This is a genomic window from Dermacoccus sp. MPR-E5, from assembly GCF_058809565.1.
The window spans coordinates 183,062-195,170 of sequence record NZ_JBXASS010000003.1 but is presented as its reverse complement, the minus strand read 5'-3'; the positions used below and the strand labels follow the sequence as shown (position 1 = coordinate 195,170).

Below are 12,109 nucleotides of genomic sequence, written 5' to 3'. Positions count from 1 at the left end.
ATGACGACATGAGCGATGTGGAGCCCAGCATCCCGGCCGACTACCCACGCGAGTGGGAGGCCGACGTCGTCCTGCGCGACGGTTCGGTGGCCCACGTGCGCCCCATCCGCCCCGACGACGCCGAACGCATCCACCGCTTCCACGCCGCGCAGAGCGAGGAATCGATCTACCTGCGCTTCTTCGCCCCGATCAAGCGCCTGAGCGATCGTGACGTGCGCCGTTTCACGCACGTCGACTACGTCGAACGAGTCGCCCTCGTCGCGACCGTTGCCGACGACATCATCGGCATCGGCCGCTACGACCGCCTCGGAGGGCGCGACGCGACGAGCGCCGAGGTCGCGTTCAACGTCGCCGACAGTTTCCAGGGCCGCGGCGTCGGCTCCGTCATGCTCGAGCATCTCGCGGCGATCGGCGCCGAGAACGGCGTCGCCGAGTTCGTCGCCGACGTGCTGCCGCAGAACCGCAAGATGATCCAGGTCTTCACCGAGGCCGGCTACGACGTCAGCCGCAACTTCGACGACGGCGTCATCTCCGTGCGCTTCGAGATCGAGCCCAACGAGAAGTCGCAGGCCGTGCGCCTCGCGCGCGAGCAGCGCGCCGAGTCGCAGTCGGTGCGTGCCCTGCTCAACCCGTCGTCGATCGCCGTCGTCGGCGTCTCGCGCGACGGACGCTCCGTCGGCGGTCGTGTGCTCGCCAACCTCGTCGAGGGAGGCTACCGCGGCACACTCCACGTCGTGCACCCCGAGGCGGGGACGATCGAGGGCCTGCCGACAGTGCCCTCGATCAGCGCGATCGGGGAACCGATCGATCTCGTCGTCATCGCCGTGCCTGCTCCGAGGGTGCTCGACGTCGTCGCCGAGTGCGGCGGCGCGGGCGTGCGAGCGCTGCTCGTCGTTTCCGCCGGGTTCGCCGAGTCGGGCCCCGAGGGCGCCGAGCGTCAGGCCCAGCTGCTCGCGCTGGCCCGCCGACACGGCATGCGCGTCGTCGGGCCGAACAGTTTCGGACTCATCAACACGCGCGAGGACACACGCCTCAACGCCTCCATCGCCTACGAGATGCCGCCCGCCGGCCACCTCGGGCTGTTCGCGCAGAGCGGCGCGCTCGGCATCGCCGTGCTCGCGAGCGCCGGACGGCGCGGCCTCGGCCTGTCCGATTTCGCTTCCGCCGGCAACCGCATCGACGTCTCCGGCAACGACCTCCTGCAGTACTGGATCGACGACGACGACACCCACGCCGTCGGCCTCTACCTCGAATCGGTCGGCAACCCGCGCAAGTTCACGCGTATCGCGCGGCAGCTCGCGCTGCGCAAACCCGTCGTCGTCGTGAAGTCCGAGGTCTCCGCGTTCGGACGCCCGCCCGGGCACCGCGTCCGGGAGACACGGACGCCTCCGCGTGCCTTCCGCGAGATGCTGCGCCAGAGCGGCGTCATCCGCGTCGGCAACGTCCACCAACTCTTCGACGTCGCGCAGCTCGTCGTCAACCAGCCGCTGCCGAAGGGGCGGCGCGTCGCCGTCGTCGCCAACTCCGACGCGCTCGGCGCGCTGTGCGGTGACGCGGCGCTGAGCTGGAAGCTCGACGTCACCCGCGGCCCCGTCGCCGTCGCCGCGGACGCGAGTGAGGACGCGTTCCGTGAGGCGCTCGTCGCCGCGTTCGAGGACGAGAACGTCGACTCGGTCGTCGCGAGCTTCATCCCGCCGCTCATCACGGGCGGGCGTGACGTCGCGCGCACCGTCGCCGCCGTCAGCGCGCAGTACGACAAGCCCTGCGTCACGACGTTCCTCGGCATCGACGGTGTGAGCGACGACCTGTCGGCGTCCGCGCCCGACGGCTCGACGCGCATCGTGCCTTCCTACCCGATGCCCGAGGACGGCGTGCGAGCGCTCGCCGCCGCGACGAACTACGCCGAGTGGCGCGGGCGCGATCGCGGTGAACCCGTCGCGCCGCTCGGCATCGACCGCAAGGGCGTGCACGAGATGGTGCGCTCGATCATGGCCGAATCGCCCGACGGGCGGGAGCTCACCGCCGACGAGACCGCGCAGCTGCTCGCGCTCGCCAAGATCTCGGTGTGGCCTTCCGTTCCGGCGCGCTCGCCCAAGGAGGCGGTCGACGCGGCCGAGCAGCTGGGCTTCCCCGTCGTCGTCAAGTCGATTGCGCCGCAGGTGCGTCACCAGGTCGCGAGCGCGCTGCGCGCCGACCTGCGCTCGCCGCTCGCCGTCGTCGAGGCTTACGAGGCGCTCGCGGAGCGTCTCGAGGAGTACGGCCCCGACCAGTTCGTCGTGCAGAAGATGGCCACCCCCGGCATCGGCTGCTCCGTCACGAGCGTCGAGGATCCGCTGTTCGGTCCCGTCGTCTCGTTCTCCGTCTCCGGCCCGCCGACCGACCTGCTCGACGACGTCGGTTACCGCAACCCGCCGCTGACGACCGGTGACGTGAGCGAACTCGTCAGCTCGATCAAGGCGTGGCCGCTGCTCGACGGCAGTCGCGGGCGCGGCATCGACCGCGCCGCCATCGAGGATCTCGTGGCGCGGGTGTCGGTGCTCGCCGACGAGAACCCCGAGATCGCTCACCTCGAACTCAACCCGGTGAGCACGCACCCCGGCGGCCTCGACGTCCTCGGCGCGCGCATCACGCTGGCGCCCGCGTCGCTGCGTCAGGACTCGGGCCGACGGGCCATGACGTGAGGTCGCCCTCCAGAGGCGAGCGCGGGCCGCAGGATGGGATGATGGCAGGCATGGCTCAGAACCTTCCCACCGACCTCGCTCGTGCCATCGACGAGGCCGGCTACTTTCCCGCGCTCGTGCGCGACGTCGTGGCCACCGCGCTCGCCGGTGACGAGGTGCGCCAGCACCTCGTGCACGTGGAGACGACCTTCGAGCAGGACGAACTGCTGCGTCACATCACGGTGCTCGTGCTGACGCCGACGAAGCTCGTCATCGTTCACGCCGACGACCACGACGACTCAGCCGCCGGGGGTGTGCGCTCGACGCGTCAGGCCGTGACGGCGACGTCGGAGACGGTCGCGCTGTCGTTCGTGCGCGGCGTGACGCTGACGCACGTCGTCACTTCCCCGGAGGGCTACCGCTCCGGCAGCCTCGGGCGCGAGGTGACGCTGACGATCGGCTGGGGCACGATCAGCCGCATCGACCTGCTGCCCGCGACGTGCGGCGACCCGAACTGCGACGCCGACCACGGCTACGACGGCACCATCACCGGCGACGACATCAGCCTGCGCATCTCCGCCGACGCCGAGGGAGAGGGTCGCCTGCAGCAGGCGATGACGTTCGCGCACGCCCTGTCGGCCGTCGTCGGCTCCACGGCCCGCTGACGCCCGCGATGAAGGCTCCCCGCTACGACGCCGACGGGCTCGCCGGTGTGCTGCCGTCCGTGGCACGCAGCCTCGACCCCGTCGCGTTCGCGGGGGCCGGGCGCAAGCTGCCGCAGGCGCGCGCGGCGATCGTCGTCCTCGCCGACGGGCTGGGCGCGCGGCTGCTGCGCCGTCAGAGCGCGCACGCACCGTTCCTGCGCGAACACCTCGAGCGGATGCAGACCCTCGCCGCGGGCTTCCCGACGACGACGGCGACGTCGATGGGCACGTTCGGCACCGGCCTGCCCCCCGGCGCGCACGGCCTGGCCGGCTACCTCGTCGTCGACCCCGCGACGGGGCGCGTGTTCAACGAGCTGACGTGGAAGGACGGGCCGAATCCGCAGGCGTGGCAACCGAACCCGACGGTGTTCGAACGCGCCGACGTCGCCGGCCTGCGTCCCGCCATGATCGGCCCCGGCTACTTCGACGGCTCGGGCCTGACGAACGCCGCCCTGCGCGGCGCGACGTTCTACCCGGCCGAGGGGCTCAACGATCGCGTCGACGCAGCGCTGGCCGCGACCCGGCGCGGTCACCGACTCGTCTACCTGTACTGGGGCGAGATCGACAAGGCCGGCCACGTCCACGGCGTCGGCTCGCCGCAGTGGGCGCACGAGCTCGCGCTGTTCGACGACGCAATGGCGCGCCTCGACTTCGGGCGCCCCGCGGGCACGTCGCTCACGCTGACCGCCGACCACGGCATGGTCGACGTCCCTCTCGACGCGCGCGTCGACATCGCGACGACGCCGCACCTGCGCGACGGCGTCCGACGCGTCGGGGGAGAGATGCGCGCGCTGCACCTGTACGTCGAGCCGGGGGCGCTCGTGGACGTCGAGTCGCGTTGGCGCGCCGAGATCGGCGCGCACGGACACGTCTTCACCCGCGAACAGCTCGCCGACGCCGGCTGGGTCGGCGGGCTCGATCCCGCCACCGCCGGACGCTTCGGCGACGTCGTCGTCTCCGTCACGAGCGCGCGCGGGTACGTCGACTCGCGTGTCATGAGCGACCGCGTGCTCACGCTGCTCGGCCAGCACGGTGCGATGACGCCCGACGAACTCGACGTGCCGTTCCTCCACCTCGGGGCGCGCTAGGGTGACTGACCGTGGCTGAGCTCGTGTTTTTCACCGGAACGATGGATTGCGGCAAGTCGACGCTGGCGCTGCAGATGGATCACAACCATGCCGCGCGCGGCCGTCGCGGCATCGTCCTCACCCAGCACGACCGCGCCGGTGAGGCCGTCATCTCCTCACGCCTCGGCCTGCGCCGCGAGGCCCTCGAGGTGAACGCCGGCCTCGACCTGTGGGATCTCGCCGTCTCCGCGCGCGTCACCCTCGGCGAGCTCGACTACGTCATCGCCGACGAGGTGCAGTTCTACGAGCCCGAGCAGATCGATCAGCTCGCGCGCGTTGTCGACGAACTCGACGTCGACGTCTTCGCGTTCGGCATCACCGCCGACTTCAAGACCCAACTGTTCCCCGGCTCGCGTCGCCTGTTCGAACTGTCCGACCGCACGCAGCTGCTGCAGGTCGAGGCGTTGTGCTGGTGCGGCAAGCGCGCGACGCACAACGCCCGCGTCGTCGACGGCACGATGGTCGTCGAGGGCGAGCAGGTCGTCGTCGGCGACACCGGCGACCAGGGCGAGACGCCGCTCGTCGAGTACGAGGTGCTGTGCCGGCGCCACTTCATGCGTCGGATGACGTCACATGCCGCGCGCACGATCGGGGCGCAGCAGATGCCGTTCGACCTCGACGTCTGCCCGGTGCCCGCCTCGACGTTCGTCGCGTCCGAGCCAGCGGGCGAATCGTCGACGGCACACGAAGGCCCCTGAGTCGCCATGTCCACGCCAGGCTCCGGCCCTCGAGACGACGACGCCGACGACACGACGCCGTACTGGGCGCGCGGTTCGTACGCTCCGAGTTGGCGCGCCGGACGACCCGCCGCGGACGATGACGCCCGCGGGTGGGACGAGACGACCGGGCGCGGTGGCGCCCGTGAGCTGGACGAGACGCGCGAGCTCGGACGCGCGGCTGCATCGAATCGAGGCGACGAGACGGACGGCCCGGCGCCTGACGCCACCCAGGGCACGGCCGGAACGTCCGCATCCGACAACGCCCGACGCATGGCCGGTGGCGCACTCGCCGCGGGGCGCCTGGCCGGCCAGGGCGTGCGTGGTGCTGCTCGCCTGAGCGCGGGGGCGACGAAGGCGTCCCTGCGCGCTGCCCGCCGCGCGAGCAACGCCCAGGGCGCCGGCGAGAGCGGCCTGGGGCGCCTCATGGAGGTGCACGCGCTGTCGAACGCGGGGGACGCCGCCGTCACCGTCGGACTCGCCGGGACGCTGTTCATCTCCGCGCAGCCGGGGGAGGCGAAGAGCCACGTCGTGCTCTTCCTCGTGCTCACGATGCTGCCGTTCGCCATCGTCGCGCCCCTCGTCGGGCCGCTGCTCGACCGCTATCGTCACGGCCGTCGGTGGGCGATGGGTGCGACGTTCGCGCTGCGCGGCTTCCTGTGCTGGGTGCTCGCCGACGCGATCGAACGCGACTCCGTCTGGCAGTTCCCCGCGGCGCTCGCCATCCTCGTCGCGAGCAAGGCCTACATCGTCACCCGATCGTCGGCGACGCCGCGGTTGCTGCCCGACGGGATGAGCCTCGTGCGCGCCAACAGCCGCATGAGCCTCGCGGGCGTCACGGGCGCGACGATCGGTGGCCCGCTCGCTGGTGGCGCGGCCGCGCTGTTCGGGGCGACGTGGGCGTTCCGCGCCGCGTTCCTGCTGTTCGTGGTCGGCACCATCCTCGCCATCCTGCTGCCGGCGAACATCGACTCCGACCGCCACGATGGTTCACTGCGCGCCCCGAAGCTGACGATGCCGCCCGCCGTCGTCGCTGCGCTGCGCACGAACACCGGGCTGCGCTGGGTCAGCGGCTTCCTCACGATGTTCATGGCGTTCCTCATGAAGACCCATCCGCTGCCCGGGTGGGAGGACAAGGTGACGACGCTGCTCGCCATCGTCGTCGGCGCCGCCGCCGTCGGCAACGCGCTCGGATCCGTTGCCGGAGCTGTCGTGCGCGCGCTCGCGCCTCGCGTCGTCATCCTCGCGTGCCTGCTCGCGGACACCGCGGCCGTCGTCGTCGCCGCGGTGCACTTCGATCTCATGACGGCCGTCATCGTCGGGCTCGTCGCCGGCCTCGGGCAGGCGCTCGGCAAACTGGCGCTCGACACGCTGATCCAGGATCATCTCGCCGAGGCCGTACGCACCAGCGCCTTCGCGCGATCGGAGACGGTGCTGCAGCTCGCGTGGGTGCTCGGCGGCATCTTCGCCTGCATCATCCCGACCGACGCGACGATCGGCATGTACGCCGCCGCGGTCGTGCTGCTGACGTGGACCGCACTCGTCGTCGCATGGAACGCAGGGCGCGGTCCGCGCCTCACTTCTTGGGGCCGCGGCCCCCGAACATGATGTCGTCCCAGCTCGGCACGCTCGGACGCGAGCTCTTGCGGCTCTGACTCGCGCGCGGCGGCACCGCGGGCGAGGTGCCCTTCGAGGTGCCCTTCGACGACGCGTCCCTCGACGTGGTGTCGTTCTTCGTCGGCGCGGCTTCGCGGGTCTCGGTGCCGGAGGTCTCCTCGTCGGCCGCCGACGCGCTCTCGGCATCGTCGGAAGACTCGTTCTCGGCCTGTGCCGCTACCTCGTCGTCGAATTCCGCGGACGAGGTAGTCGCGACGTCATCGAACTCGTGTTCGCCGTCGTGCTCCTCCGCGTCGATGGCGTCGTCCTCGTAGACGTCGCCACCGTCGTGGTGGCCGGGCAGTTCGCCGAAGAGCGACTCGTCGTGCTCGTCGTCGTCATCGCGCAGTGCGCCACGCACAGATGCCTGTTCGACGCGGGCGCGCGGGCGGCGCGACTTGCGACGACGGGAGCCGCGCGCGGCCTTGCCGGACGCCTCGTCGACGTCTACATGGTGCGACGTCTCGCTGTTCGTGTCGTCACTCTGCGCGCCGGCGTGCGAGTCGTCGTCGCTCGCGCCGGTCACGCCCCGAGCGTCGGCACCAGAACCCGCGGCACTCGTCGTCACCGCATCGTTCGTGACGGCGTCGCCGTCACGACCCGACGAATCACGTTTGCCCCCAGCGGTATTCACGGGCGCCTCACGCGACTCGTCGCCGGATTCGGTGAGTTCTTCGGGACGCGGGTGAGAGGGCAGCGGCGGGGGAGTCGTGCCCACGTCGATGCGCTCGGTGCGTTCGGTCGGTGCCATCGACGCCGGCAACTGGGTGGCCCGTGACGTCGCCGACGTCGTGCCCGCGCCGCCGCTCGAACGCTGCGACGACGAGCGGCCACGGCCGCGGCTGGCCTGACGTGCGCGCATCGACGCGGTGAGGTCACCGGCGCCGGCGCGCGGGTCGGAGGGTGACAGGCGCGCACCGAGGTGCGGGTCCTGGGCATCGGCGAGGCCACCTTCGGCCTCGACGTCGTAGACGGGCGCGTCACGGTGCGTGCGGGCGCCGCCCTTGCGGGCGGCGGCCTTCTGACGCTGCGGGGAATCCTCGTCGGCCGCGGCGATCTCGTCGCCGCCGAGCCAACGGGCCTCGTCGTCGACGGTGCGCAGCGCGCGGTTGACCGGGTCGAACAGCCACGTCGCTTCGCGCTGACGGCCGCCTGCGGGGAAACGCACGATGACGGTCCAGTGCGTGTCGTCGTTCTTCCAGCTGTCCCACACGACGCGCTCGGCCTCGACGCCGCGTTCGGCGAGACGGCGGTCGGCGCGCTCGCGCAGCGTCGTCGTCTCACCGCGACCGAACAGTTGCACCCTCTGGGCAAGTTCGGAGACGTAGTCGCGCTCGGCGCGGATCGGGCCCTCGTAGCGCTGCACCTTCTCGAGCGACCAGCCGGCGCGCTCGGCGATCTCCTCGAGCGGCACGCCGCCGCGAATGAGGCCCTGCACGTCGCGCGGACGCAGCGGGTTCTCCTGCTTGGCCTGGCGGTCGGCGCTGGCCGGCTCACGACGATCGCGCCGGATCGTCGTGCGCAGCTCGTCGGTGATGGCGAGGGTGAAGCGCCCGCCGTCACCGTCGGCGAGCAGGAGGTTCGCCCCGTCTTCCGCGACCCCCACCAAACGCAATTCCTGCACGACGAACTCCATCCGTAACCAGACCTTGGGCGTTACCCTGCCATGCTCCCACGAACGATTCCGGGAGGCCGCCCCGCCCGCGGTAGCGTGTCGCCTGCCATGGTGCTCACGCAAAGCCACTCGTTGCAGCTCGTCCTCGACCTCGTCGGCGTCTTCGTCTTCGCCCTGTCGGGCGGGCTCGTCGGGGTGCGCAAACGCCTCGACGTACTCGGCGTCATCGTCCTCGCCGGCATGTCAGGCCTCGGCGGCGGGGTGCTGCGCGACCTGCTCATCGGCCAGACGCCGCCCGTCGGCGTCAGCGACTGGCGCCTCATGGGCGTCTGCGTGCTCGCCGGCATCTGTGCGTTCGTCCTGCACCCCGAGGTGAGCCGCATCGCGCGCCTCGTGCGCATCCTCGACGCCGCGGGCCTCGCCCTGTTCTGCGTCGCCGGATCGATCAAGGCGCTGGCGTACGGGATGGGTGCGACGACGTCGATCTTCGTCGGCGTGCTGACGGCTGTCGGCGGCGGGCTCATGCGTGACGTCATCGTCGGCCAGGTCCCCGAGGTGCTGCGCCGCGAGTTGTACGCGGTGCCGGCGCTGCTCGGTTCGTCCCTCGTCGTCGTGGCCCACGAGAGCCACCACTACAGCGTGCCCGTACTGTGGTGCTGCGTCGTCATCGTCTTCGTGCTGCGCATCGTGGCCGTCATCCTCGACCTCAACGCGCCGCAGCCCCTTCGAACAGGAGATCGCCCATGACCGAAGCGAACGCCCTCGAGCCCTACGACGCGGTGCTGCTTGCCTCGTTCGGCGGCCCCGAGAAGGCCGACGAGATCATGCCGTTCCTGCGCCGCGTGACGGCCGGGCGCGGCATCCCCGACGAGCGGCTCGCCGACGTCGCGCACCACTACGAGATCATGGGTGGGCGCAGCCCCATCAACGATCAGAACCGTGCCCTCATCGCGGCGCTGCGCGCCGAGTTCGAGCGTCGCGGCATCACGACGCCGATCGTGTGGGGCAACCGCAACTCCGAACCGTTCCTCGCCGACACGCTGCGCGAGGCGTACGCTGGCGGCGCGCGCCGCGTCGTCACGCTGACGACGAGCGCCTACTCCTCCTACAGTTCGTGCCGTCAGTACCGCGAGGATCTCGCGGCGGCCTCGCACGAGCTGTCCGAGGACGGCAGCGTCCCCGAGGGTGCCTTGAGCATCGACAAGGTGCGTCAGTTCGCGACGCACCCGAGCTTCGCGCGCACCAACACGCGCCTCGTGACGGACGCCCTGCGTGAGTTCGCGGGCGTTGCCGACGAGCAGGTGCAGGTCGTGTTCGTCACCCACTCGATCCCGCTCGCGATGGACGACACTTCCGGCCCCGGTGACGGCGACGGCAACCTGTACTGGCAGCAGCACGACGAGCTGGGCGCGGCGATCCTCTCGGAGGCCAACGCGACGCTGTCACGCGAGCTCGAAGGTGCGCTCGTGTACTGCTCGCGTTCGGGCCCGCCGTCGCAGCCGTGGCTCGAACCGGACATCAACGACCACCTCGAGAACCTCGCCGAGCGCGGTGTGACGCACGTCGTCGTCGCGCCGATCGGGTTCGTCTCCGACCACATGGAGGTCGCGTTCGACCTCGACACCGAGGCCGCCGAGACCGCCGAGCGCCTGGGGCTGACGATGCGTCGCGTGCCTACGGTCGGCGTCGACCCCGAGTTCGTCCACGGCCTCGTCGACCTGCTCGAGGAACGCGCCGCGGAGACACGCGGCGAATCGCCCGAGCACCCCGCGTGGCCCGGTGAGGCGCGGCCCAGCGTCTGCGAACCCGGCTGCTGCCCCAACCTGCGCGCCACGAAGCCCGCGCTGTGCGGCCGGGACTGACGCGGTGAGCGAACAGGCCGGCGAGCGCGGCCTCGGCGCGCTGACGCACCTCGTGCCGGATGACGCGACGGTGCGCGTGTTGCGCGATTTCGCGTTCGATCTCGCGCGCGAGGCGGGCGAGCTCATCGTCGACGAACGCCCCGACGCGCTCGGCGTCGCCGACACGAAGTCGAGCGAGGTCGACGTCGTCACCGTCATGGACCGTCGCAGCGAAGAACTGCTGCGCGCGCGTATCGCCGCGGCGCGCCCCGACGACGCCATCCTCGGTGAGGAGGACGGCGCGAGCGCCGGCACGTCCGGGCTGACGTGGGTCATCGACCCGATCGACGGCACCGTCAACTACCTCTACGGCCACCCGTTCTACGCCGTCTCCGTCGCCGTGTGCGTCGGCGACACCGCCCGCGAGGGCGCATGGCTGCCGGTCGCGGGCGCCGTCGCGGTGCCGGAGCTGGATCGCACGTACGTCGCGGGCCACGGCCAGGGCGCCGAGGTCGTCGACCGGGCGGGACGGCGACGCCCACTCGCCGTCAGCGGGTGCAAGCGGCTCGAGCTTGCCCTCGTCGGCACCGGGTTCGGCTACGAGGCCGACAAACGCCGCGAGCAGGGGCAGATGCTCGCATCGTTGCTGCCGCAGGTGCGTGACGTGCGTCGCGCCGGCGCGGCCGCCATCGACCTGTGCTTCGTCGCTGAGGGCATTCTCGACGCGTACTACGAGTCGGGGATCAACGCCTGGGATCAGGCCGCCGGCCAGGTCATCGCAACCGAGGCGGGCGCTCTCATGAGCGGCATGCCCGGGCTTCCCGCGGGTAAGACCATGGCCGTCGCGTCGACCCCGAAGATTCACGAGGCGCTTCGCGGTTGCCTTTTCCCCGCGGCGCGTTAGTATGCGGGCACAAAATGGCTCAGCCGCGCGTTACAGCGGGGAATCAAGTGATGGGGGCGCTTCGCCCACCATCACGCACGCAGCGAAGAAAGAACACTGATGGCAACTGATTACGATGCCCCCCGCAAGAACGACGACGACGTCAACGAGGATTCGATCGAGGAGCTGAAGTCCCGGCGCACCGACAAGTCGTCCGGCAGCGTCGACGTCGACGAGACCGAGCACGCCGAAGGCTTCGAGCTGCCGGGAGCCGACCTGTCCGGCGAAGAGCTGTCCGTCCGCGTCCTGCCGCGTCAGGCCGACGAGTTCACCTGCAGCAAGTGCTTCCTCGTCCACCACCGCAGCCAGCTCGCCGAGGAAGACGGCGGCCTGCCGGTCTGCAGCGACTGCGCCTGAGGATGAGTGCCGCCGAAGCCCTGCACGTCGAGGTGCTCCAGCTCGACGCCGGTCTCGAGCCGCTCGCCTACGCCTACGACGGTGATGCGGGCGCCGACCTGCGTGCCCGCATCGGCCTGACGCTCGCGCCCGGCCACCGTGCGCTCGTCCCGACGGGCGTCGCGCTCGCACTGCCGCCTGGCTGGGCCGGTTTCGTGCACCCCCGCTCGGGGCTCGCGGCGCGCCACGGCATCACGGTGCTCAACGCACCGGGCGTCGTCGACTCGGGGTATCGCGGCGAGATCCAGGTCAACCTCATCAACACCGACGCGCGCGAGTCCTTCACGATCTCACGCGGCGATCGCATCGCCCAGCTCGTCATCCAGCGCGTCGAGCCCGTGGTGTTCGAGCACGTCGAATCGCTGACGAGCACGCAACGCGGTGAATCCGGCCACGGCTCCAGCGGTGGTTTCGACACGGGGCGCGCGCCCCAGCGAGAGGGAAAGTGAAC

Annotated in this window: 11 protein-coding genes; 10 read left to right on the top strand and 1 reads right to left on the bottom strand. The window is 71.3% G+C overall.

Translation table 11 applies throughout. The features are described 5' to 3' along the window. Nucleotides 1-8 precede the first annotated feature (8 nt). From AC1RS9_RS03435 to AC1RS9_RS03415, 5 genes are read left to right on the top strand one after another with little or no spacing between them, the layout of a single operon-like run. Complete coding sequence (locus AC1RS9_RS03435; RefSeq protein ID WP_492920510.1) at nt 9-2,681, top strand: bifunctional acetate--CoA ligase family protein/GNAT family N-acetyltransferase; 2,673 nt, start codon at nt 9-11, stop codon at nt 2,679-2,681. Between the two features lie 41 nt (nt 2,682-2,722). Beyond that, nucleotides 2,723-3,325, top strand: coding sequence for a DUF5998 family protein (locus AC1RS9_RS03430; RefSeq protein WP_492920508.1), 603 nt, complete (start codon nt 2,723-2,725; stop codon nt 3,323-3,325). Between the two features lie 8 nt (nt 3,326-3,333). Beyond that, nucleotides 3,334-4,452 carry an alkaline phosphatase family protein gene (locus AC1RS9_RS03425; protein WP_165584639.1) on the top strand — a complete coding sequence of 373 codons (1,119 nt, stop codon included), beginning with the start codon at nt 3,334-3,336 and terminating at the stop codon, nt 4,450-4,452. A gap of 11 nt (nt 4,453-4,463) precedes the next feature. After that, nucleotides 4,464-5,189, top strand: coding sequence for a thymidine kinase (locus AC1RS9_RS03420; protein ID WP_165584640.1), 726 nt, complete (start codon nt 4,464-4,466; stop codon nt 5,187-5,189). A 6-nt stretch (nt 5,190-5,195) separates the two neighbouring features. Continuing rightward, nucleotides 5,196-6,815 carry an MFS transporter gene (locus tag AC1RS9_RS03415; protein ID WP_165584641.1) on the top strand — a complete coding sequence of 540 codons (1,620 nt, stop codon included), beginning with the start codon at nt 5,196-5,198 and terminating at the stop codon, nt 6,813-6,815. On the opposite strand, the gene sepH is transcribed toward AC1RS9_RS03415, so the two are convergent. Next, nucleotides 6,784-8,499, bottom strand: a complete 1,716-nt coding sequence (sepH, locus tag AC1RS9_RS03410; RefSeq protein ID WP_492920505.1) for a septation protein SepH — start codon at nt 8,497-8,499, stop codon at nt 6,784-6,786. The two genes, AC1RS9_RS03415 and sepH, sit on opposite strands and share 32 nt — an antisense overlap. Nucleotides 8,500-8,586: 87 nt before the next feature. Here sepH and AC1RS9_RS03405 point away from each other — a divergent pair, with 87 nt between their 5' ends. The 5 genes from AC1RS9_RS03405 (at nt 8,587) to dut (ending at nt 12,107) form a co-directional block, all read left to right on the top strand. Beyond that, nucleotides 8,587-9,225, top strand: a complete 639-nt coding sequence (locus AC1RS9_RS03405; protein ID WP_062255877.1) for a trimeric intracellular cation channel family protein — start codon at nt 8,587-8,589, stop codon at nt 9,223-9,225. After that, nucleotides 9,222-10,340: a ferrochelatase gene (locus AC1RS9_RS03400; RefSeq protein WP_062255875.1), complete on the top strand. Its 1,119-nt coding sequence runs from the start codon at nt 9,222-9,224 to the stop codon at nt 10,338-10,340. The genes AC1RS9_RS03405 and AC1RS9_RS03400 overlap by 4 nt, the downstream gene beginning before the upstream one ends. 4 nt (nt 10,341-10,344) lie before the next feature. Further along, a complete protein-coding gene (locus tag AC1RS9_RS03395; RefSeq protein WP_062255873.1) occupies nt 10,345-11,223 on the top strand; it encodes an inositol monophosphatase family protein in 879 nt (292 codons plus the stop codon). Between the two features lie 99 nt (nt 11,224-11,322). Next, nucleotides 11,323-11,619 (top strand): DUF4193 domain-containing protein, encoded by a 297-nt coding sequence (locus AC1RS9_RS03390; RefSeq protein ID WP_006945221.1) that lies wholly within the window; start codon nt 11,323-11,325, stop codon nt 11,617-11,619. A gap of 2 nt (nt 11,620-11,621) precedes the next feature. Next, nucleotides 11,622-12,107, top strand: coding sequence for a dUTP diphosphatase (gene dut / locus AC1RS9_RS03385; protein WP_062255871.1), 486 nt, complete (start codon nt 11,622-11,624; stop codon nt 12,105-12,107). The last annotated feature ends 2 nt before the right edge of the window (nt 12,108-12,109 follow it).